Below are 21,150 nucleotides of genomic sequence, written 5' to 3'. Positions count from 1 at the left end.
TCCCGCTGGCACCGACCTTTCCGGCAGGAGCACACGTGGCCCGCAGCAGCCTGTTCACCCTGTTCGACGCGATGGCGTCCCTGTTGGACGACGCGGCACGCCAGGCGCCGGTGGGCACGCGCCTGGCGGCCGAGGCGGAGATCGCACGCGCCTGGTCGTTGCTCGGCACGGTGTTCCAGCGCGGGCTGCGCGGCAAGCTGCTGCTGGTGCTGGCGCTGCTGGCGCTCTGCGCGCTGCTGCCGTGGCCGCCGTTGCTCACAGACAACTACGACAACGTGCTCGAGTGGACGCTCATGGCGCTGATACAGCTGTGTGGCGCTTACCAATGCTACGAAGGCCTGGAGCGGGTGGCGTCGTCATGGCGGCGTCCGGCTGCCGAACGCGGCCAGGACGGCGCTGCGCGGATCGCGGCCGCGCTCAAGGGCGCGGTGCGCACCGACCTGGTCGTATCGACCCAGTGCATCGCCCTGGCGTGTCTGGCCGCGTTCCTTTTTCCCCCGGTCGAGCGCGTGCTCTTCATCGCGCTGGCGGCGTTCCTGCTCGCCGTGGTCATGTACGCGCCGATCGCGGGGGTCGTCCTGCTCGCCGGCCTGGGCCTGGACTTGGCCGGGCGCGAGGAACACGGTCGCGTCGCGTTGCCCGGCCGGGTCCTGCTGTCGTTGGCGCCGTGGCTGTTGCGCGGGCTGTCGTGGTTCGGCCTGGTGGCGACGCTCGCGCTCGGCGTGGCGCTCGTGACCAGCGCGGTGAACGGGTTTCGCTCATCCGCCTCCACCAACCACAGCCTGATCTAGTAGCGCAATGCGGGCCGCGCGGCGCTTGCCGGCACCGACCGGGGGCGCACCGCGCCGGCCGATCCGCCGCCGCCGGCCCATCGCGCGGCGGAATCGGCGAGAATCCCCGCTCACCCCCGAATGGAATCCCCACATGGCCGGCGCCAGCCTGTTCACCCTGCTCGACGATATCGCCTCGCTGCTCGACGACGTGTCGATCCTGACCAAGGTGGCGGCGAAGAAGACCGCCGGCGTGCTCGGCGACGACCTGGCGCTGAACGCGCAGCAGGTCACCGGGGTCAACGCCGACCGCGAGTTGCCGGTGGTGTGGGCGGTGGCCAAGGGTTCGCTGCTCAACAAGGCGATCCTGGTGCCGGCGGCGCTGGCGATCAGCGCCTGGCTGCCGTGGGCGATCACCCCGCTGATGATGATCGGTGGCGCGTTCCTGTGCTTCGAGGGCGTGGAGAAGCTGGCGCACCGCTTCCTGCATTCCAAGGACGAGGACGCGCAGCGCCATGCGCAGCAGCTGCAGGCGCTGGCCGACGCGAAGGTGGACGTGGTCGCGCTGGAAAAGGACAAGATCAAGGGCGCGATCCGCACCGATTTCATCCTCTCCGCGGAGATCATCGTGCTGTCGCTGGGCGTGGTCGCCGGAGTGCCGTTCTCCCAGCAGATCATGGTGCTGGTGGCGATCGCCCTGGCGATGACGGTCGGCGTGTACGGCCTGGTCGCCGGCATCGTCAAGCTCGATGACCTCGGTCTATACCTGACCCGCAAGGGCGCCGCCGCCGCGGCGATCGGCCGCGGCATCCTGTGGTTGGCGCCGTGGCTGATGCGGGTGCTGTCGATCGCCGGCACCGCGGCGATGTTCCTGGTCGGCGGCGGCATCCTGGTGCACAGCATCGGCCCGCTGCACCACGCCCTCGAAGGCATCGCGCCGCAGGGCGCCTGGGGCAGCGTCGTGCTCAACCTGGGCAACGCGCTGGTCGGCATCGTCGCCGGCGCGCTGGTGCTGGGGGCTGTGGTGCTGTTTCAGAAGCTGCGTGGAAGCCGGGAATCGGGAAAGGGGAATAGGGAATCGTAAGAGCGGTCCGGCGGATCGCGCTGTTGCGATTCCCCATTCCCGATTCTCCATTCCCGCGCCGGCGGCGCCGGCGCGCTAATCCGCTGAAACCACCCGGTTCTTGCCCGCCTTCTTGGCCTCGTACAGGGCGCGGTCGGCGCGCTTGACCAGCACGTCCTGGGTCTCGCCGGTGCGGCGCATCGCCACCCCGGCGCTGAAGCTGACGAACACGCGTTGGTCCTCGTGCACCACCGCGCGCTGGGCCAGCGCGCGCTGCACCCGGGTCACCGCCGCGGACGCTTCGAAGATGGTGCAGTCGGGCATCAGCAGCAGGAATTCCTCGCCGCCGTAGCGGGCGATCGCATCGCTGCCGCGCAGCGTGGTGCGCGCCACCTCGACCACGTGGCGCAGCGCGGCGTCGCCGCCGGGATGGCCGTAGGTCTCGTTGAGCTTGCGGAAATCGTCCAGGTCCAGCATGGCCACGCACAGCGGCTGCGCGCTGCGCTCGGTGCGCGCCAGTTCGCGCACGAACAGCTCGTCCAGCCCGCGCCGGTTGAGGGCGCCGGTGAGCTGGTCGACCCGCACCAGCCCGCTGACGTCCTGCAGCTCCTGTTCCAGGCGCAGGATGCGCTGCTCGGCCGCGTCCACTTCCTGGCGCGCGGCGATCAGGTGGTCGCGCGCGCGCAGCGCCTGCTGCTGCACGTGACCGGTGTCCTGCAGCACTTCCTGCAGCAGGCGGTTGAGGTCGGCGATGCTGCGCGCGTCGCGGATGGTCTGCGAGTAGTCGGCGATGCGGTCGTGGAACTCGCTTGTGCTGATCGCCATGCCGTCCAGGTTCTCGACGAAGGACACCATCATGTCCTTCATCGCCTCCTTGGATTCGGCGATGCCCTGCTTCAGCAGGCCCTGCTTGTAGATCACCTCGCGCAGGCTGCCGCGCGCTTCCTCGATCGAATAGCGGTCCAGCGGGCCGCTGATCATGTCGCGTACCACCGCGATCTGGCCCTGCAGCCAGCTGGTGTCGTCGAGCAGTTCGCCGACGTTTTCCAGCAGCAGGTCGAACAGGCCCAGCAACAGCGTCTGCTGCTCCTGGCTGTCGCTGGCGCGCAGCGCGATCTGGTGGCACAGCTCGCGCACGCGCTGCGCCACCGGCTCCAGCGGCAGGCCCGGGCGCCATTGGCGCAGCGCCTCGCCGGTGGCCTCCGATTCGTTGGCCAGTTCCGGCAGGTTGTGCAGCAGCGAGGCCAGCGCGCCGGCGATCGCCTGGCGCAGCAGGTCGCGCAGGCGTTCGGGGTCGCTGGGCCCGGCCAGCGGATCGCCGACGTCGATGGTGCGGATGTATTTGTCGATCAGCTGACGCAGCGCGCGGCCGTAGCTGGGCCAGTCGCCGCTGGCGGCGGCCGATTGCAGGCGCCGGCCCATGTCGCCGAGTTCGCCGTGCAGGCCGGCCATGCCGTCGGCGAAGGCGACCAGCAGTTCCAGCGGCTGGTGGGCGTGGTTGAACAGGCGGATCAGCGCCGCGGTGGCCGCGGCCGGATCGGCGTGCTCGCCCGGCGCCGCAGGCGCGGCACCATGACCATGCGCACGGGCATGGCCATGTCCGCGTGGCGCCACCGCAGAGGCGGCCGGCGCCGCCGGTTCACGGCGACGCGGCGACAACAGCTTGCGCAGTCCGCCGACGGGTGGCTCGTCGCGTTGATCCGGCATGCGGATGCTTCCTCCCAATAGAACGCACCGCCCCGCCGCAACCGCGGCGCCCATGACGACACTCAGGAACAGGATATCGGCGCTGGCGGCGTGCGCTTGAGCCGGCGGCGGACGCCCTACCATCGCCCCGGCGTGGGCGGATGTCCACTTGCCCGCGTTCTTGCCGCGCATGCGGCCAAGCGCCGCCGGCCGATCCCACATCGCGCCGCTCCTGCGCGTGCACGAGGCAGGGGCGGCGGGAACGCGTGGAAATGCCTACGCCTGGGCGACGACGTAGCGCCGCATGCGCGGCCTGGCGGGGTGCGGCGGTCGGGTGCCGGCCGGTGCCTGACCGCCCGTCGGGCGCTGCGCCGTGCAGCACGGGCTGGCGCCCCGAACAGACCCCACGCGACCTGCTCGGGGTTCGAGACGCGCCCTAGAGCGCGGCGCGGACCTCGTCCAGGCTGGGCGGGTTGGCGCCGGCGCGGGTGCAGTTGATCGCCGCCGCGGCCACGCAGAAGTCCAGCAGGCGCTGCAGCGCCGGCGCCGACGGGTCCAGCGCGGCGAGCGCGGCCAGGTCGGGCAGCTGGTGCAGCAGCGCGGCCTGGAAGCTGTCGCCGGCGCCGACGGTATCGGCGACCTGTACCGAGCGGCCGGCCACGCGCGCCTCGGCGTCGCCGCGCCAGGCCACCGCGCCGTCGCCGCCCAGGGTCATCACCACCAGCGACGGACCCTGTTGCAGCCAGCTGCGCGCGACCGCGAACGGGTCCTGCTGCGGATACAGCAGCTCGATGTCTTCCTGGCTCACCTTGACCACGTGCGCCAGCGCGATCCAGCGCGCCAGCCGTGCGCGCCACACCGCCATGTCCGGTTCCACCGTCGGCCGCACGTTCGGATCCAGCGAGATCAGCCGCTGCGCGCGTTCGCGCTCGGCCAGGGCCTGGAAGGTGCTGGCGGTGGTCTCGGCGACCAGGGTGTAGGAGCCGAAATGCAGGCCGCCGACCGTGGCGTCGAGCGCCGGCAGGTCGGCCGCGGTCAGCGCGCGGTCGGCGCAGCCGGTGCCGTAGAACGAATAGTTGGGCACGCCCTGCGCGTCCAGCGCGACCATCACCAGGGTGGTCGCCTCGCGCTTGTCGATGCAGTGCTGCAGCGCCACGCCTTCGCGTTCCAGGGTGCTGCGCAGCTGGCGGCCGAGCGGATCGGTGGACAGGCCGGTGAACAGCGCCGACGGCGTGCCGAGCCGGGCCAGGCCGATCGCCACGTTGAACGGCGAGCCGCCCTGGCGCGCGGTCATGCCGACCGAGGTGCCGGCATAGCCGTCGATGAAGATGTCGTACAGGGCCTCTCCACACACCACGAACATCGAACGGCTCCTCGGTTGGCTGCAGCGGCGCCGGCGCGGCGCGATGGGCGGCTATTGTGGCGTACAAGCCGCAGCGCGGCGACCATGTGCGGCGCCGCGGGATCGGGGCGCTTGTGCACGCACGCTGCCTTGGTGTCGGAGGGTGCGAGGCTGCGCCCGTACCCTCATCCGCCCCTGCGGGGCACCTCCCCCGAAAAGGGGGCCATGGTCCCGATGGGAGAAGGAACAGCCGTTAGCCCCTCTCACACCGGGAGCGGGGTTGGGGCGAGGGGACGGCCGCGAAGCGCCTCATGGATCTGTAAGCCGGCTGCAGGCGCCGTGCCGACAGCGCCTTGCCGCCGCGCCTGCGATAGTCGCCGCTTCCCTCGCCAGCCTCCAAGGACGCCCCGATGAAGATCCTGCTCGCCGGTGCCACCGGCCTGGTCGGTTCGCATGTGCTGGCGCAGTTGCTTGCCGCGCCGGAGTGCAGCGCGGTGGTCGCGCCGACCCGGCGCGCGCTGGATGTCGCGCACGCCAAGCTGGACAACCCGTTGGTCGATTTCGCGCAATTGCCGGCGCAGGCGCCGTGGTGGCGGGCCGACGCGGCGATCTGCGCGCTCGGCACCACGATGAAGCAGGCCGGCTCGCGCGAGGCGTTCCGCCGCGTCGATCACGCCTATCCGCTGGCGATCGCGCGGCTGGCGCGGCAGCACGGCGCCACCGCGTTCGCGCTGAATTCGGCATTCGGCGCCGATCCGCGCTCGCGCCTGTTCTACAACCGGGTCAAGGGCGAACTGGAGCGCGACCTGCAGGCGCTGGGCTATCCGTCGCTCGCGTTGGTGCGCCCGGGCCTGATCGGCGGCGAGCGCGCGCAACCGCGCGCGGCCGAGCGCGCCGCTGCCATGGTGCTCGGGATGCTTGGGCCGCTGCTGCCGCGGCGCTACCGGATCAACCCCGCCGAACGCATCGCCGCCGCGCTGGTCGAACACGCCCTGCATCCGCGCGCCGGGGTGCAGGTGGTGGACGCGGCGCAGCTGGCGGAATGATCGTGGCTGCGGAACCGGTCGGAACTGACGGCCCACGGTCACCCGGAGTTCCTTCCGCAATGCACTCGGCAAACCGTGGCACGCCCCTGCGGTAGCGACTCCGTGTGGCCTATTCCGATCGCGTGAATAGGCCATGGTGCGTGTCATCGCTTCCCGAACAGGTTGCGTCGCGCTTGCGCGCCCCCGGCGCTACGTCATCGCCCGGGCTGGAGCATGTTCCGCGCTGTCTCGCTCTTCCTTGCCTCGTGCATGCGCAAGCGCGGCGCGATCTGTTTGGGGGTGGATGACACGCCCCCGGGCCATCAGTGGCGGCGAACGAAGCAGTGGACCTGCCGATTCCAGGCAGCGCCGGGGCCGATCCCGAAAGGGGGGCAAGCGCCCTCCTCCAGTGGTTCAGCCAACTCCGAAGCGCGGTTGGATCGCAATGCTCAGCGTGATCGCGCGCCCGCTCCACGATTCCCCATTCCCCATTCCCCATTCCCCATTCCCCATTCCCCATTCCCGGCTTTTACCCCTCAGGCGCCCAGCGACTGCCCGCCGTCCACCGCCAGCACCTGCCCGGTGATCCAGCGCGCCTGCGGCGAGGCCAGGAACAGGGCGGCGTTGCTGACGTCCTCGAGCGCGCCGAAGTCGCCGAACGGAATGGCGGCACGGATGCGCCGGTACAGCTCCGGCTGCTGCGCGCGGCGCTGGTCCCACAGCCCGCCGGGGAATTCGATCGAGCCGGGCGCGATCGCGTTGACCCGGATCCGTTCGCGCGCCAGTTCCGCGGCCAGGGTGGTCGTGTAGTAGTTCAGCGCGGCCTTGGCGGCCGAGTACGCCGGCACCCGCGGCGTCGGCCGCAGCGCGTTGATCGAGCTGATGTTGAGGATGCAGGCGCGGTGGCTGGCGCGCAGCAGCGGCAGCGCGGCGCGGTTGCAGCGCACCGCGGCCATCAGGTCGATGTCGAACCCGGCCTGCCAGCTGGCGTCGTCGTCGCCATGGCCGTAGCCGGAGGCGTTGTTGACCATCACGTCGATGCCGCCCAGGGTGTCGGCCGCGTGCGCCACCCAGCGCTGGATCTGCGCCGGATCGGCCAGGTCGCAGGTCAGCCGCGACACCGGATGGCCGTGGCGCAGCAACTGCTCGGCCGCCTCGGCCAGGCCGGCGGGATTGCGCGCGCAGATCGCCAGCGCGGCGCCCCGGCGGGCGAAGGCGTCGGCGATCGCCAGGCCGATGCCGCGGCTGGCGCCGGCGACGAGGATGCGGTAGCCCGCGAAGGCGGAAGGGTCGGTCATCGGCAACTCCTGCGGCGGCGCCGGCATGCGCCGGGCACCGATTATCGGCCAATCCGCAGCGCGGGGCCGGGTTCTGGCACCATGGCGGCCCGCCGCGCATGCAGGCGGCCGGCCGCAGGCCTGCCCGCGCGCCGCGGCCCGCGGCCAGCGCCGCGCATGCCGGCCGCCGCGTTCCCTCTTTTCAGGATCCTCCCCGCAGTGAAGAAGACCTACCAGCTCCGCATCGAAGGCAAGCACCCCGACCGCCTGCTCGACGCCAGCAAGCACGACATCCGCAAGTACATCCGCCGCGAACGCCGCAAGACCTTGCCGGCCGGCGCCGACTACTGGGACTTCGACACGCTGTTCGGCGCCGAGGAAGCCAGCGCCGCGGTGGTGCCGCCGGCCGAGCTGCTGCGTTCGATCGACGCGTTGGTCGCCACGGGCGGCACCCAGTTCTACGTGGAAATCCGCAGCAAGCCGGGCAAGCGCACGCCGCGACCGCAGGGCGATGCCGCGGTGGCCGATCCGTTCGACGATTGAGCGTGGGCGGCGCCGCTCCCTGCCGGAGCGGAGGCGGGTGGCCTTCGGGCCATCGGTCGCGCTGATCGATGCGGGGGCGTTCGGCTGGTGCCGCGGCTGAAGCCGCTCCTACAGTGACGCCGGCCAGCTTCTGTAGGAGCGGCTTCAGCCGCGACCGACAGGATCGGCGCGCGCAATGCATCGGATCGCTCGCAACCGCCACTGCGCGCAATAGCGCGCGCATCTCGCGCTACCGGCCGCGACCAGCGCCGCGAACGCGGTCACTCCTTCGCAGGCAGCGCGCCGCCCTGCGCGGTCGCCGCGCGCAGCTTGTCCTTCTTGCTCGGGCGCTTGCCCTTGATGCCGCCGGTCTGCGGCGCTGTCGCGGCGGCGGGCGCGGCCGTCTGCGTCGGTTCGAAGCCGGCGACGCGCTCGCGCGGCACGCGCAGTTGCTGGCGTTTTTCGATCAGGCGCAGGTGCGCTTCGCTGGCCGCGTCGACGAAGCTCACCGCCAGGCCGTCGGCGCCGGCGCGCCCGGTGCGGCCGATGCGGTGGGTGTAATCGGCAGTGGCGCGCGGCAAATCGTAGTTGACTACCACCGGCAGCTGCGCGATGTCCAAGCCGCGCGCGGCCACGTCGGTGGCGACCAGGACCTGTACCTGGCCGCTCCTGAAGCCGGCCAGCGCCTGGTTGCGGCGGCCCTGGCTCAGCTCGCCATGGAACGGCTGCGCCAGCACGCCGGCCTTGCCGAGCTTCTCGGCCAGGTTGTCGGCGCCGCGCTGGCTGGCCACGAACACCAGCGCCTGCGGCCAGGCCTCGCTGTGCAGCAGGTGCCGCAGCAGCGCGGTGCGCTGCGCGCTGTCGACCTCGATCGCGCGCTGGCGGATCGTCGCCGGGGCCGCGGCGGCCGCGTCCTCGCCGATGCGCCGCGGTCCGCGCAGCAGGCGCCGCGCCAGCACCTCCACTTCGGCCGGAAAGGTGGCCGAGAACAGCAGGGCCTGCCGGCGCCGCGGCAGCAACGCCAGGATCCGGCCCAGTTCGGCTTCGAAGCCCAGCGCCAGCAGGCGGTCGGCTTCGTCCAGCACCAAGATGCCCACCGCGCCCAGATCCACGGCGTTGTGCGCGACCAGGTCGAGCAGCCGGCCCGGGGTGGCCACGACGATGTCGGCGCCGCCGCGCAGCTTCAGCATCTGCGGATTGATCGAGGCGCCGCCGGCGACGGTGACCACCTTGACGCGCCGCGGCAGGTAGCGGCCCAGTGCCTGCAGGGTGTCGCCGACCTGCGCGGCCAGCTCGCGGGTCGGCACCAGTACCAGGCCGCGCACGCGGCGGCTGGCCGGCGCCAGCGCCGCGCGCTGCAGCAGCGGCAGCGCGAACGCGGCGGTCTTGCCCGAGCCGGTCGCGGCGCAGGCCAGCAGGTCGTCGCCGCGCAGGATCGGCGCGATCGCCTGTGCCTGGATCGCGGTGGGCGCGGTATAGCCGGCGGCGTCGAGCGCGCGGGAGAACGCGGGCAGCAGCTCGGGGGCGAGGCCCAGCGTGGCGAATGGCATGCAGCGAGGTCCGGAAGGAGGGCGGCGGAACCGATGCCGTCGCGGTGCTCCGCGGCGGACGTAGCCGCGCAGCCTACCCGCAGCCGCACGCCTATGCGAGGCGTACGCGCCTGCGGATGTCCGATTGCCGCCATTGGAGAGACGTTCGGTCAGGGCAGCGGACAGCTGCGGCATGCCCTGGCGTCATGCGCGAAGCGGTCGCGATCGCCGCCGCTGCAGGCAAGGCGACGCATGGAAAGCCTTGCGGCGTGCTTGATCGCCGCCGAACCGGTCGTGCGCGGCAACTCCATGCACAGGCGATTCGCCATGGACACGCGCGATGGCGCGGTGCGCGGACGTGCCTGCAATGCCGCGTTGCCACGCCGCCGCACGGCCATCCTGTCCGGGATGGCCGTGCGGCGGGTAGTGCCGGTCGCCGCGCTTACTGGCAGGTCACGCCGACCGCACTGAACGCGGCGGTCACCGCCGCCACCGAGCGGCCCAGGTCGCTGGCCGCGGTGCGCACGCCGCAGGCGCCGCTGTTGAAGCTGGTGCTCGGGGTCCAGTACAGGCGGTTGGCGCGGGCGAACACCTCGAAGGCGGTGCGCGTGTTCCAGCCGGAGGTGGTGGCCAGCTTGTAGAACGCCTTGTTGTAGACGCCGGAGGAGTAGTGCACGTCCAGCCCGCTGCGGTAGTTGGCGGCGTTGTCGATCGAGGAGCCGTCCTGCGGCGGATTGGCCATGTAGCGCAGCGCGCCGTTGGACTTGAAGATTTCCGGGCCGACCAGGAAATCGTTGCTGCCCTTGAGGTAGTACTCGGTCGCCTCGCCGGCGATGTCCGAATACGCCTCGTTGATGCCGCCGGACTGGCCGGAATAGGTGAGGCCGGAATTCTGTTCGGTGAAGCCGTGCGAGACCTCGTGGCCGGCGACGTCGATGCTGACCAGCGGATAGAAGCGGGTGTTGCCGTCGCCGAAGGTCATCGTCGAGCCGTTCCAGAACGCGTTCTCGTAGCGCGTGCTGTAGTGCACCCGCATCACCAGCTGGAAGCTCAGCGGCGCCACGCCGGCATAGGCGCGGTACATCTTCTCGATGATGCCGCCGAAGTAGTGCGCGTCGTTGATCGGCGAATAGGCGCCGTTGATGGCCTTGTAGGTGTTGCGCGGGCAGGCGAACTGGTAGGCGGTGCTGCCGGAGGTGCCGCCGTTGAGGTTCACCGACTTGACCGTGCTGTTCTGCATGCGGCAGCTGTCGTCCACCTCGAGGAAGCCATGGATGCTGCCGCTGGTGCCGTATTCGTACTGCCCGGTCTTGGCGTTGCCGCCGGGGCCGGTGGCGTCGCGGGTGGTCAGGCCGTCCCACTGCCGCAGGATCGCGCCGCTGCGCGCATCGACGATCACGAACGGCCGGGTCGGCGCGCCGCCCTGCGGCGCATCGGCGAAGAACGACACCACGTAGGCCATGTGCGCGCGGTCGTCGTCGTCCAGGTAGATCATCTGCGGCGCCTGCGCGCGCTCGATGCGGCGCGCGGCCAGCGCCTCGCCGAGCGCGGCGCGCTTGGCCACGTCCAGTGCGCGGTTGGCCGGCAGCAACGCGCTGGTCGCCGCGGTGGTCGTGGCCGGCAGCTCGCTGGCCAGGCCCGCCACCGAGCGTCCGAACAGGCTGCGCACGCTGCCGTCGCTGCGCTCGCTGACCACGACGTGTTCGCCCCAGATCGGCACGCCGCGGAAGGTCTGCTGGTAGCGGCTGTGCACGGTGCCGTCGTCGTCGGTGCTGCTGCTCAGCAGGCTCAGCGCGGACTCGGCATCCAGGCCGATCAGTTCGGCATGGCGCACCGCGGCCGCGGCGGGCACGCCGCCCAGGCTGGTGGTGGCGGCCTTGTACTGCACGTTGAGCGTGCCGAGATCCTTGCCGTGCAGGTCCACGCGCTCGGCGGCCGTGGCGGAGGTGGCGGCGAGGGCGAGCAGCAACGGCGACAGCAGCGCGAGCGGGCGGTGGCGGCGGATGGACTGGGGCATCTTCGAGTTCCTCGCAAGTGATAGGGAATGTCGTGCCGGCGCGGCTGCGCATGGCGGCCACGGTGGTTGCGGTTGTGTGCGGAAGTGCGGCGGCGTTGCGGCCAATGGCGCGGTGCCGTCCCCCTGGCAACGACCATAACGACGCGGTTACGGGCCGTGGTAGACAGCGTTTGTTCAGGCGTTCGATTTGGGATGGGAAGCTGGATGTGCGACTCGCGCACGCGCGCCAGGGCGCTACGACGCATGGCGCTGCGTGCGGAGCGGGTGGCGTCGACGGTGTGGGCTGCGACTGCGCCAAACGCACATAAAGGTTAGTGCGCACAGGCACTGAAGAAGATAATCGGGCTGCCTTTCGTCCGTATGGGAGGTGCTGCCGGCAGGAGCGCAAGCAGCGCTGCGGCGGGAGTGGGGCGAGCCTTGGGGAAGTCAAGAAAACGTGCGAAAAATCAGCCGTTTTCCGGCGAATTGCGCACAGTGCGGAAGCTTGATTTACGTACTTTCGCGTACTGTAAAAATCTGGCGTACGGCCTTCGCGGTGGGAGTGCAGTTAATCGGTAGACATGGGCGATCCAAAATGCGTGGCAAGTCACTGTTGGGACCATTGGCGATTGCCGCCGCGAACGCCGGATTGCTATATATCGGCCGCGTTTCGTCGGTGCGTTGCTGGTGCCGACGCGTGTCTTTCCTTCCCCCGGGGATCGCAACGCCATGACCTCTTCGCTCCTGCGGCCGATCTCGGCTGCATTCGCCGCGGCGGTACGCGCGTCCCGGCCGCGGCGTTCGTCCGTCGCCGCGGCGCGCCATCGCCTGCGTGGCTGCCTCGCGCGCCGCGTGCTGGGGATGGTGTTTGCCGCGGTCGTGCTGGCCGCGCCGCCGCTGTCGGCGCAGGCGCCGGATATCCGGGCGCTGCGGCAGGCGGCCACCGGCGCGCGTTTCAGCTTCGGTCATTCCACCTATCGGCTGATCCCTGGCGCGGTGGTGCGACTGCGTGCCGACGCTGGCCTGCGCGATCGGCGCACGCTGCCTGCCGCCGACGGGGTGGTGGCGCAGATCGGTCCGTACGCGATCCTGCTCGGGCGCGATGCGCGCAACGCGGCGCCGGTACCACGCGATCCGTCCAGGCAGGACGAACGGCTGGCCGCGGCGATCAACGAGCTGACCGAGCAGACCGTGCTGGTCGCGCCCAAGCTCAAGCTGTTCGGGACCACGCCGGCAGTGGTCGAAGCGCTGGCGCACAGGACCGGCGGCACCCTGGTCTACGCCTCGGCGATCGACGGCAGCGCGGTGATCGGCTACGGCTCGGTCGAGGCCGCGCATGCGGCGCTGGTGCAGTTGCAGCAGGCCCGCGGCGTGGCCGAGGTGGCGCTGCAGGTGATCCAGGCCTTCGACGAGCGCAACTGATGGGGGCAGCGCCGCCGCCTCGTCGCGAGGCGGCGGCGCGGTTCGCTCAGCCGGGCAGGGCCAGATCGTCGATCATCGCGCGCAGGAAGCGGGCCGCTTCGCCGCCGGTGCAGGCGCGGTGGTCGAAGCTCAGCGACAGCGGCAGCAGCTTGTGCGTTTCCACGCCGCCCATCACCGGCACCAGTTGGTGGCGGGCGCGGCCGGCGGCGACGATCGCCACGCACGGCGGCACCACGATCGGGGTGGCGTAGCGGCCGGCGAACATGCCGAAGTTGGACAGCGAGATGGTGTAGCCGCTCAGTTCGGACGCGGCGATGCTGCGCGTCTCCACCTGCTGGCGCAGGCGGTTGACGCCTTCGCGGATGCCGCGCGCGTCGAGCATGTCGGCATTGCGCAGCGCCGGCACGAACAGGCCGTCGTCGGTGTCCACGGCGATGCCGATGTCGACCTGCGCGTGCAGGGTGCGGGTCAGCGCGTCGCCGTCGAACCAGGCATTGAGCGCCGGCACCGCCTGGCAGGCGGCGACGATCGCGCGCACCAGGCGCACGGTCATGTCGTTGCCCGGGGCCCAGGCGTGGACGTCGGCGTCGTCGTTGAGCGTGGTCAGCACCACCTCGCGATGCGCCTGCGCCATCACCCGCGCCATGTTGCGGCGCACGCCCTTGAGCGGCTCGGGCTGGCCGTGCGCGGCGGGGCCGGGCGGCTGCGTGCGCATCGGCTTGCCGGTGGCGGACAGCGGCGTGCGCGACGACGTCGGGATTGCTGCCGTTGTTGCTGTTGTCGGAGCGGCTTCAGCGGCGGCTTGCGGTGGGCGTGTGGTCGCGGCTGAAGCCGCTCCTACACCGGCCGAACCGTTCGCTGCCGCCTGCTTCACGTCGGCCAGGGTCACTGCGCCGTCGCCGCCGCTGGCGCGCACCCGTGCCAGGTCCACGCCCAGTTTTTTCGCCAGCGCGCGCACCGCCGGCATCGCGCGCACGCCGCCGACCGAGACCGTGCGCTCGCTGTGCACGGCGTTGGAGCTCTGCATCGCGCCGACCACGGTGCCGGCGTCGTCGCGTGCGCCATCGCCTGGCGTCGCGTCGGCGTCGCGCAGTTCGCCGCCGGTGTCGGAGGCGATGACGCGGTCGTTGTCGCCCGGCGCATCGGCGCCGGCGCCCTTGTCGGGACTGGCCGGCGCGGCGCCGCCGTGGTGGTGGCCGGTGTCCTGGCCTTCGGCGCGCTGCGGCATGCTGGCGTCGGGCGCGAACTGCGCCAGCATGCTGCCGGTGACGACGATGTCGCCCGGCGCACCGGCCAGCTTCAGCACCTTGCCCGACACCGGCGAGGGCACTTCGACCACCGCCTTGGCGGTTTCCATCGACACCAGCGGCTCGTCGAGCTGGATGGTGTCGCCTTCCTTGACGAACCATTCGACGATGGTGGCGTCCGGCAGGCCTTCGCCCAGGTCGGGCAGATTGAAGTTCTTGGTTTGGCTCATGTGGTCTCTTCCAGCAGTTCCAGGTCGCGCGCCGGCAGCCAGCCCTGCACGCCATCGGCGCGCTCGGCCCACCACCAGTCGCCGTATTCGTAGTGCAGGGTCACGGTGTCGCCCTGCACGGCATCCAGTTCGCGCGCGTCGTAGTCGCGCAGCGCTTCGGCGTGGCCGTCGCCGGTGGCGCGCAGCCAGGCCAGCGGCGCCCAGCCGGCGTTGCCGGCCGCGGTCGTGGTCCAGACGAAGGCGGGCCATTCCTCGTCGCGCACGCCCAGCACCACCCGCTCGCCGGCGGCGAAGCGGATCGGGTGCGGGTAGGCGGCGCGGTAGTCGCTGAGCAGGCGCGCCTGCATGTCAGCCTGCGGCGACGGCACGCTTGGCCGCCGCGACGATCTTGTCCACGCTCGGCAGGTATTTCATCTCCAGCCGGAACAAGGGAATGTGGGTGTCGTAGCCGGTCACCCGCTGCACCGGCGCGACCAGGTCGTACATCGACTGCTCGGCCAGGCGCGCGGCGATCTCGGCGCCGAAGCCGGCGCTGCGCGGGGCTTCCTGCACGATCACGCAGCGGCCGGTGCGCGCCACCGATTCGGCGATGGTGTCGAAGTCCAGCGGGCGCAGCGTGGCCACGTCGATGACCTCGGCGCTGATGCCGTCGGCGGCCAGCTTGTCGGCCGCTTCTAGCGCTTCCTTGACCTGCGCGCCCCATGCGACCAGGGTCACGTCGCTGCCCTCGCGCAGCACGAAGCACACGTCCAGCGGCAGCGCCTCGCCGTCGTCGACGACCACTTCCTTGTACTGGCGGTACAGGCGCTTGGGCTCCATGTAGATCACCGGATCCGGCTCGCGGATCGCCGCCAGCAGCAGGCCGTAGGCGCGCTGCGGCGAGGACGGCAGCACCACGCGCAGGCCCGGCACGTTGGTGAAGATGGCCTCGTTGGCTTCGCTGTGGTGCTCCGGCGCGCGGATGCCGCCGCCCCACGGCACGCGCAGCACCATCGGGCAGTGCAGGCGGCCGCGGGTACGGTTGCGCAGGCGCGCGGCGTGGCAGATCAGGTGATCGACCATCGGATAGACGAAGCCGTCGAACTGCGCCTCGGCCACCGGCTTCATGCCCTGCGCGGCCAGGCCGACGGTGAGGCCGGCGATGGTGGTTTCGTCCAGCGGCGTGTCCAGCACGCGCTGCGCGCCGAAGCGCTGCTGCAGGCCGGCGGTGGCGCGGAACACGCCGCCGTTGACGCCCACGTCCTCGCCCAGCACCAGCACCGACGGGTCGTGCTGCAGTTCCCAGGCCAGGGCCTGGGTGACGGCTTCGATCAGGGTGATGGGGGTGCTGGTCATGGACTGGTCTCCGCGCGCTGTGGCCGCGCTATGGGCGGTGCCGGCCGCATGCGCGGCGGCCGTGTCGGCAAGGCGAGGGCTGAGCTCATCCATGGCGCTGCTCCAGGGCGATGGCGTCGGCGCGCTGCGCGAGCAGGTCCGGCGGCGGATCGGCATACAGGTAATCGAACATCGCTTCCACCGGCTGCACCGGGGTGGCCAGGTAGGCATCGACCTCGATGTCGACCAGGCGCGCGCATTCCTGCTTCCACGCCGCTTCCTCGGCCTCGTTCCACAGGCCCTGCGCGGTCAGCCAGGCGCGCAGCCGGGTCAGCGGCTCGCGTTCCCAGGCCTGCTTGACCTCGGCCTCGTCGCGGTAGCGGCGCGCGTCGTCGGCGGTGGTGTGGTCGGACAGGCGGTAGGTCATGAATTCGATGACCGTGCCGCCCTGGCCGCTCAGCGCGCGCTCGCGTGCCTGGCGCATCGCCTCCAGCACCGCGATCAGGTCGTTGCCGTCCACCTGCAGGCAGTGCAGGCCGCCGGCCAGACCCTTCTGCGCCAGGGTCTGCGCGCCGGTCTGCGCCGCGCGCGGCACCGAGATCGCCCAGCCGTTGTTGATCACGCACAGGATCAGCGGCAGTTGGTAGGCGCCGGCGGAATTGAGCGCGGCATAGAAATCGGTCTTGGAGGAGCCGCCGTCGCCGCAGGTGGCGACCGCGACATGGCCTTCGCCGCGCAGTTTGAACGCCAGCGCGGCGCCGGCGGCGTGCAGGCACTGGGTGGAGATCGGCACGCAGATCGGGAAGTCCCTGGCGGCGTCGGAATCGCGCAGGAAGTCGCTGCCGCGCTCGTCGCCGCCCCAGTACAGCAGCACCTCGCGCGGGCGCACGCCGCGCATGAACATGGCGCCGTATTCGCGGTAGCTGGGCGCCAGCACGTCGCCGCTGCGCATCGAGGCGCCGATGCCGATGTGGGTGGCTTCGTGGCCCAGGCACGAGGCGTAGGTGCCGAGCTTGCCGGTGCGTTGCAGGGCCACGGCCTTGCTGTCGAAGGTGCGCACGTAGAGCATCTGCTTGAACAGCGCCAGCAGGGTCTGCGGGTTGGCCGAATCGGCCGGGAGGGCGTCGCGGGCCGGTTGGCCGTCCGCGTCGAGGTACTGCAGGTATTCGATTTCGAACTGGGCGGCGATGGTCATGACAGCGGCACTCTCGACAACAAGTTTCAAATGATATGACTCGGCATGTTAAGGAAGGCGTGCACAAAAGCCGTCCTGCACCGCAGCACGGTATCTTGCTGGATTGCAGCAAAAACGCGCGCTGTGTGGGTTGTACGCACTGCTGGCGTTCACTTGGGGGATTGCTGCGTTGCGGTGGGCGAGTGCGCGGTGGGGATGGATGTCTATCGGTGGACGTTTAGGGTTTGGCGTGATGGTGGGTTGCCGTCGTGTTCGGGCGACTGCGCAAAAGCAATGGCGACGGCTTGAGCAAGAGCAAGATCAAGAGCTTTCGCGCCGGTCGGCGCGAGTCACTTTTGTCTTGGCAAAAGTAACCAAAACCGCTCCCGCCCGACACGAGCCGGTGCGATGGAGCCGCACCGGTTCCCTGCGCTCCTCGCGGCGAGCGGCACGGCGCCCAAACTCGCTTCGCTCAAACAGGGGCGCCTCTTCGGCCGCTCGCCACTGCGGTGCTCGGCTCGCTTTAAGGCGGGACGTTTTAACGGCAACAGCTAACGGCAACAGCAACATCTAAAGGCTCAAGAGCGACAGCGAAAGGCTCGGGGCGGGAGGGAAGGCTGCACTCGAATGGAGGGCGAGGTTCGGCTGTTCCCTTCTCCCACCGGGACCATGGCCCCCTTTTCGGGGGAAGGTGCCCCGCAGGGGCGGATGAGGGTACGGGCGCAGCCTCGTGCACCGAAACTCCGCGAGGCGCTACGCGCCGTACCCTCACCCCAACCCCTCTCCCGAGGGGAGAGGGGCTTCGACAGCGGAGGTTCGAGGGCTACTGCTGCTTCTGGAGCGACGGCAAAAAGAAAAGGGCGCGGCTTGCGGCCGCGCCCTTGTTCTGCCCGAAGGCGGTTGCGCTCAGCGGCCGATGCGGGTGCTGAAGCGTGCCGTGTTGTCGGACGGGTCGGCATCGGCCGAGGCGGAGCTGGCGCTCGCCTCGATCACGATGTTGCGGTCGGCCGGCAGCGGGCGGGTCGCCGTGGTCAGGGTGAACGCGGTGCTCGCGCCCGGCTCCAGGTCGGCGCGGGTGCTGCACTGGTACTGCGCACTGCGCAGGCCGTGGGCCTGGCGCACGCATTGCCAGCCGCGCGGCGGCACCAGCAGCGACAGCACCGACAGCGTGTTGCCGCTGACGGTCAGGCTGGCGCGCTTGACCGGCGCATTGCCATGGTTGACCAGGGCGATGCGGTAGTTGGCGCTGAACGCGATCAACGGCAGCGTCGCCGGGCCGTCGATGCGCACCGCCAGGTTGCCGGCGGGCGCAGCCTGCACGGCCACCGCGGCGCTGGCGCCGTTGTTGCCGCCGTTCGGATCCTCGGTCTGCGAGGCGACCGACGCGGCCAGGGTCAGCGAACGGCCGACCAGGTCGGCCGTGGCCGGCACCGCCACGTCGAAGTGCGGCGTGGCGCCGGCGGCGAGCTGCGTCGTGGTGCAGGTCACCACGGTCTGCGCGGCCACCTCCGGCGCGGCGCAGTCCCAGCCCGGGGCGGCGGTCACGGTCGGCGTCACCGCCGCGTCCAGGGCGAAGGCGACCGCGGCGAAGCGGGCCGCATCCGGGCCGGCGTTGCCGACCTCGACGCTGTAGCGGATGGTGTCGCCGGCATAGACCGCGGCATTGGCGGCGTTGGCGGTCACGCTCAGGTCGGCGCGCTGCAGCGGCTTGAGCTTGAGCAGCACCACCGCCGGATCGTGGTCGGACAGCCGTGCCGGCGAGTTGGCGTCGTTGCGCGCGGTGGCCGGGAAGTCGGCGTTGAGCCGCGCGTGGCCTTCGCTCAGCGTCGCCACCTGCGCCGAGTTCATCAGCGCGCGGTTGGCCAGGATGTGGTCCAGCGACTGCACGTTGCCGTCGTAGGCGTAGGAGTAGCTCTGGTCCGGGGTCGACAGCAGGGTCAGGTTGTACAGGTCCGGCGTGACCAGGTCGGCGCCGTCGCCGTCGACCACGGTCTGCGCGTCGGCCGACGGCAGGCCGGTCACCGTGCCCATCGCATCGACGTAGCCGTCGTTGAACTCGAAGGCGTTGAAGTCGCCCATCACCAGCAGCTGTTCGCCGGGATCGGCCACTTGCCGCGCCTGCAGCAGGTTGGCCAGGAACACCGCCTGCGCCTGGCGCTTGGCGCGGATGCGCAGGCCGCTGGCGTCGTCGGTCTCGGCGCCGTTGAGCGAGCGCTGGTGCACCTCGACCACGGTCAGCGGCAGGGTGCGGCCGTCGGCGAAATGCACGATCGCCTTCAGCAGCAGCGGCGGGCGGTCGTTGAGCAGGCTGGTGCCGCCGGCCGGCTCGGTCCAGGTGGTGGCCTTGCCTTCCTGGCTGACCGAGAGCACTTCGACGCGGGCGATGCCGGCGCCGACCGCCGCGGTCTTGACCAGGAAGCCGACGTCGATGCCGCCGACATCGTTGCCTTCCTGCAGGTACGCCACGTACTGCGGATCGGGCTGGCCGGCGGCGACCGCGTCGGTGTTGATGCGTGTGGCCAGGGTCTGCAGCACGCTCAGGCTTTCCACTTCCACCGTGCCCAGGATGTCGGGCGTGTTGAGGTAGTTGCGGATCGCCAGCGAGGCCTTGTTGAGCCGCGCCTGGTAGGCGGCTGCGGTCAGCACCGGTTCGCCGATCGCCGGGTCGTTCTGGTCGTCGAAGAAGCGCTCCATGTTGTAGGTGGCGACGTTGACATCGTCCGCCTGCGGCGCCGGAGCCGGCTTGGGCTGGTCGGCGCCGTTGCATTGCACGGTGGGCGCGGTTTCCGGATAGATCGTGTAGCGGCGGAAGCTGTAGTCCAGCGGGCCGCTGACGCCGAGCACCACGCAGCCGCCGGCCACGTCGATGCGCTCGCCGCCAAGGCCGGCGCTGCCCACAGCGATCACCTGCGGGTTGGTGTTCCAGCGCGGCACGTCGGCCGGGGAACCGGCCGGCAGCGGGTCGGGCTGCTGCACGCCGGCCGTGCGCCAGGCGCGCGGCAGGCCGGTGACCACGGCATGGAACACGCCGTTGCTGCTGGCGGTGGCGTTGGTCTCGTTGACGCTGCCGCCGGTGGGCGCGTTGACGGTCAGGCTGGGCACGGTCACGCGCATGCCTTCCAGGCGCTCGAGCTGGTCGTAGGCGCCGTTCGGGTCGGGGAAGCTGGTGGTCAGCGTCACTGCGGCCGGCAGCGGGTTGCCGGTGGACTGCAGCAGCACGGTCGGTGTTCCCAACTCGGTCAGCGGCGGCTGGGTCGGATCGGCGCTCGGCACGTATTCGAGCACGGTGGCCTGCACCCGCACCGCATTGCCCACCGCGGCCTCGGCCGGCGGCGCGCTGCCGGTGTAGACGTAGATGCCTTCGGAGGTCTGCGGATCGGCATCGGCCTGGTCGTCCGGCGCCTGCAGGAAGAAGCCGGCGCTGCGCCGCGCGGTGACGATGCCGCTGGTGGCGACCACCTGCCCGACCAGCGGCGACCGCGCGCCGCTGCCCTGGATGCTGTGGATCGGCACCAGGTTGAAGTCGTCGTTGAGGATCACCCCGCTGGCGGTCAGCGTGGCCGGCAGGGCGCCGCTGATGCCGGTGATGTCGAGGTAGAAGGTCTCGTCGGGTTCGTTGGCGGTGTCGCCGTTGACCAGCACGCTGACCTGCGCACTGCTTTCGCCGGCGGGAATGGTCACGGTGGTCGCGGCCACGGCCTGGTAGTCGCTGCCGGCGCTGGCGCTGCCATCGCGGGTGGCGACGCTGAAGCCGACCCCGCCGCTGCCGGCCGGTTGGCTCAGGGCGATGGTGAACACGAACGCGGTGCTGCCGCTGTCGCCTTCGCCGCGGCTGACGTTGGCCACGCTGGCCACCGGCTGGTTGCCGCCGCCGCACAGGTTGGCGGCCGCGGCGCTGTTGCGCGGGGCCGGCGCGCCGGTGGCGAAGTCGGCGTTGTTGTTGTCGCTGTCGCTGCAGCCGCCGTTGCCGCGCAGCACCGCCAGGGTGTTGCTCGGCGCGGCGGTCGGCGCGCTGCCTTCGGCGCAGCTGGCGCTGCTGCCGTAGCCGACGAAATCGACGTTGCCGGCGGGGCAGGCGCCGCTCAGCGCGGTCGCTGCGTTGCTCAGCGCGATCTTGCCGGCGGTGCCGCTCATCGCGGTGGTGCCGGTGGCGTCCGGGGTCGGCAGCGCGGTGCTGCCGCCGCTGCCGTCGGCCTGCTTGACCAGGTAGTAGCCGCCGGCGGGGATGCTGCCGGCCAGCGTGGTGACCTGCCAGCTGCTGCCGGCGGCCGAGGCGTACTGCACCGACCAGCCGGCCAGGCTCACCGCCTGGTTGCCGTTGTTGTGCAGTTCGATGAAATCGCTCTTGTAGGTGGCGCCGCTGTTGCCGCCACCGCCATAGACCTGGCTGATGACGACCTGGGCCTGGCCGGTTCCGGCACAGGCGAGCGCGCACGACAACACTGCAGCACGAAGCAGCATGGTTCGCATGACGAAGACTCTCCCCAATCCTTGAAGACGTGGAATACCGCGGATGACGATCGGGCGCCCCCCAAGGCGCTGGCCCGATTCTG

At 71.1% G+C, this 21,150-nt stretch carries 16 protein-coding genes; 5 read left to right on the top strand and 11 right to left on the bottom strand.

The features are described from left to right. The first annotated feature begins 35 nt into the window (after positions 1-35). A complete protein-coding gene (locus AB8810_RS21835; protein WP_369914869.1) occupies positions 36-791 on the top strand; it encodes a DUF808 family protein in 756 nt (251 codons plus the stop codon). A gap of 133 nt (positions 792-924) precedes the next feature. Beyond that, complete coding sequence (locus tag AB8810_RS21830; RefSeq protein ID WP_179569265.1) at positions 925-1,854, top strand: DUF808 domain-containing protein; 930 nt, start codon at positions 925-927, stop codon at positions 1,852-1,854. A gap of 75 nt (positions 1,855-1,929) precedes the next feature. Here AB8810_RS21830 and AB8810_RS21825 read toward each other — a convergent pair whose 3' ends face one another. Further along, positions 1,930-3,540, bottom strand: a complete 1,611-nt coding sequence (locus tag AB8810_RS21825) for a GGDEF domain-containing protein (RefSeq protein WP_206230417.1) — start codon at positions 3,538-3,540, stop codon at positions 1,930-1,932. A gap of 415 nt (positions 3,541-3,955) precedes the next feature. Beyond that, positions 3,956-4,882 (bottom strand): carbohydrate kinase, encoded by a 927-nt coding sequence (locus AB8810_RS21820; protein ID WP_369914868.1) that lies wholly within the window; start codon positions 4,880-4,882, stop codon positions 3,956-3,958. Positions 4,883-5,271: 389 nt separating this feature from the next. On the opposite strand from AB8810_RS21820, the gene AB8810_RS21815 reads away from it, so the two are divergent. After that, on the top strand, positions 5,272-5,907 hold the full coding sequence (locus AB8810_RS21815; RefSeq protein WP_369914867.1) for an NAD-dependent dehydratase: 636 nt from the start codon (positions 5,272-5,274) through the stop codon (positions 5,905-5,907). A 515-nt stretch (positions 5,908-6,422) separates the two neighbouring features. On the opposite strand, the gene AB8810_RS21810 is transcribed toward AB8810_RS21815, so the two are convergent. Beyond that, the gene (locus AB8810_RS21810; protein ID WP_206230414.1) at positions 6,423-7,184 is read right to left on the bottom strand and encodes an SDR family NAD(P)-dependent oxidoreductase; all 762 of its coding nucleotides are present in this window, start codon (positions 7,182-7,184) and stop codon (positions 6,423-6,425) included. A 198-nt stretch (positions 7,185-7,382) separates the two neighbouring features. Here AB8810_RS21810 and AB8810_RS21805 point away from each other — a divergent pair, with 198 nt between their 5' ends. After that, entirely contained in the window at positions 7,383-7,706 is a 324-nt protein-coding gene (locus AB8810_RS21805) for a DUF6172 family protein (protein WP_009584587.1), read from the top strand. Positions 7,707-7,966: 260 nt separating this feature from the next. Here the strand turns inward: AB8810_RS21805 and AB8810_RS21800 are convergent, their stop codons facing one another. The 3 genes from AB8810_RS21800 to AB8810_RS21790 form a co-directional block, all read right to left on the bottom strand. Beyond that, complete coding sequence (locus tag AB8810_RS21800) at positions 7,967-9,235, bottom strand: DEAD/DEAH box helicase (RefSeq protein ID WP_369914866.1); 1,269 nt, start codon at positions 9,233-9,235, stop codon at positions 7,967-7,969. Positions 9,236-9,384: 149 nt separating this feature from the next. Beyond that, on the bottom strand, positions 9,385-9,543 hold the full coding sequence (locus AB8810_RS21795; protein WP_179569247.1) for a hypothetical protein: 159 nt from the start codon (positions 9,541-9,543) through the stop codon (positions 9,385-9,387). Between the two features lie 113 nt (positions 9,544-9,656). After that, positions 9,657-11,231 (bottom strand): M4 family metallopeptidase, encoded by a 1,575-nt coding sequence (locus AB8810_RS21790; RefSeq protein WP_369914865.1) that lies wholly within the window; start codon positions 11,229-11,231, stop codon positions 9,657-9,659. Between the two features lie 708 nt (positions 11,232-11,939). On the opposite strand from AB8810_RS21790, the gene AB8810_RS21785 reads away from it, so the two are divergent. Beyond that, positions 11,940-12,632: a hypothetical protein gene (locus tag AB8810_RS21785; RefSeq protein ID WP_369914864.1), complete on the top strand. Its 693-nt coding sequence runs from the start codon at positions 11,940-11,942 to the stop codon at positions 12,630-12,632. Between the two features lie 46 nt (positions 12,633-12,678). Here the strand turns inward: AB8810_RS21785 and AB8810_RS21780 are convergent, their stop codons facing one another. The 5 genes from AB8810_RS21780 to AB8810_RS21760 form a co-directional block, all read right to left on the bottom strand. Beyond that, the gene (locus AB8810_RS21780) at positions 12,679-14,109 is read right to left on the bottom strand and encodes a dihydrolipoamide acetyltransferase family protein (RefSeq protein ID WP_369914863.1); all 1,431 of its coding nucleotides are present in this window, start codon (positions 14,107-14,109) and stop codon (positions 12,679-12,681) included. Next, entirely contained in the window at positions 14,106-14,456 is a 351-nt protein-coding gene (locus AB8810_RS21775; protein WP_179569239.1) for an SH3 domain-containing protein, read from the bottom strand. The genes AB8810_RS21780 and AB8810_RS21775 overlap by 4 nt, the downstream gene beginning before the upstream one ends. A 1-nt stretch (position 14,457) precedes the next feature. Further along, the gene (locus AB8810_RS21770; RefSeq protein ID WP_369914861.1) at positions 14,458-15,537 is read right to left on the bottom strand and encodes an alpha-ketoacid dehydrogenase subunit beta; all 1,080 of its coding nucleotides are present in this window, start codon (positions 15,535-15,537) and stop codon (positions 14,458-14,460) included. Beyond that, positions 15,530-16,618, bottom strand: a complete 1,089-nt coding sequence (gene pdhA, locus AB8810_RS21765; protein ID WP_369914860.1) for a pyruvate dehydrogenase (acetyl-transferring) E1 component subunit alpha — start codon at positions 16,616-16,618, stop codon at positions 15,530-15,532. Before pdhA ends, AB8810_RS21770 begins: the two co-directional genes overlap by 8 nt. 885 nt (positions 16,619-17,503) lie before the next feature. Beyond that, on the bottom strand, positions 17,504-21,067 hold the full coding sequence (locus AB8810_RS21760) for a lamin tail domain-containing protein (RefSeq protein WP_369914859.1): 3,564 nt from the start codon (positions 21,065-21,067) through the stop codon (positions 17,504-17,506). Between the last annotated feature and the right edge of the window lie 83 nt (positions 21,068-21,150).

It is taken from the genome of Xanthomonas sp. NCPPB 3005 (assembly GCF_041228095.2).
GTDB lineage: Bacteria > Pseudomonadota > Gammaproteobacteria > Xanthomonadales > Xanthomonadaceae > Xanthomonas_A > Xanthomonas_A bonasiae.
Note: the sequence above shows the minus strand (reverse complement) of the source record. Positions and strands in the feature narration are given on the sequence as shown.

Coding starts and splice junctions, on each gene's coding strand:
- AB8810_RS21775 (WP_179569239.1), bottom strand. CDS start 14,456: ATGCAGGCGCGCCTGCTCAGCGACTACCGCGCCGCCTACCCGCACCCG.
- AB8810_RS21795 (WP_179569247.1), bottom strand. CDS start 9,543: ATGGCGAATCGCCTGTGCATGGAGTTGCCGCGCACGACCGGTTCGGCG.
- AB8810_RS21785 (WP_369914864.1), top strand. CDS start 11,940: ATGACCTCTTCGCTCCTGCGGCCGATCTCGGCTGCATTCGCCGCGGCG.
- AB8810_RS21820 (WP_369914868.1), bottom strand. CDS start 4,882: ATGTTCGTGGTGTGTGGAGAGGCCCTGTACGACATCTTCATCGACGGC.
- AB8810_RS21815 (WP_369914867.1), top strand. CDS start 5,272: ATGAAGATCCTGCTCGCCGGTGCCACCGGCCTGGTCGGTTCGCATGTG.
- AB8810_RS21800 (WP_369914866.1), bottom strand. CDS start 9,235: ATGCCATTCGCCACGCTGGGCCTCGCCCCCGAGCTGCTGCCCGCGTTC.
- AB8810_RS21770 (WP_369914861.1), bottom strand. CDS start 15,537: ATGGATGAGCTCAGCCCTCGCCTTGCCGACACGGCCGCCGCGCATGCG.
- AB8810_RS21825 (WP_206230417.1), bottom strand. CDS start 3,540: ATGCCGGATCAACGCGACGAGCCACCCGTCGGCGGACTGCGCAAGCTG.
- pdhA (WP_369914860.1), bottom strand. CDS start 16,618: ATGACCATCGCCGCCCAGTTCGAAATCGAATACCTGCAGTACCTCGAC.
- AB8810_RS21760 (WP_369914859.1), bottom strand. CDS start 21,067: ATGCGAACCATGCTGCTTCGTGCTGCAGTGTTGTCGTGCGCGCTCGCC.
- AB8810_RS21810 (WP_206230414.1), bottom strand. CDS start 7,184: ATGACCGACCCTTCCGCCTTCGCGGGCTACCGCATCCTCGTCGCCGGC.
- AB8810_RS21780 (WP_369914863.1), bottom strand. CDS start 14,109: ATGAGCCAAACCAAGAACTTCAATCTGCCCGACCTGGGCGAAGGCCTG.
- AB8810_RS21790 (WP_369914865.1), bottom strand. CDS start 11,231: ATGCCCCAGTCCATCCGCCGCCACCGCCCGCTCGCGCTGCTGTCGCCG.
- AB8810_RS21830 (WP_179569265.1), top strand. CDS start 925: ATGGCCGGCGCCAGCCTGTTCACCCTGCTCGACGATATCGCCTCGCTG.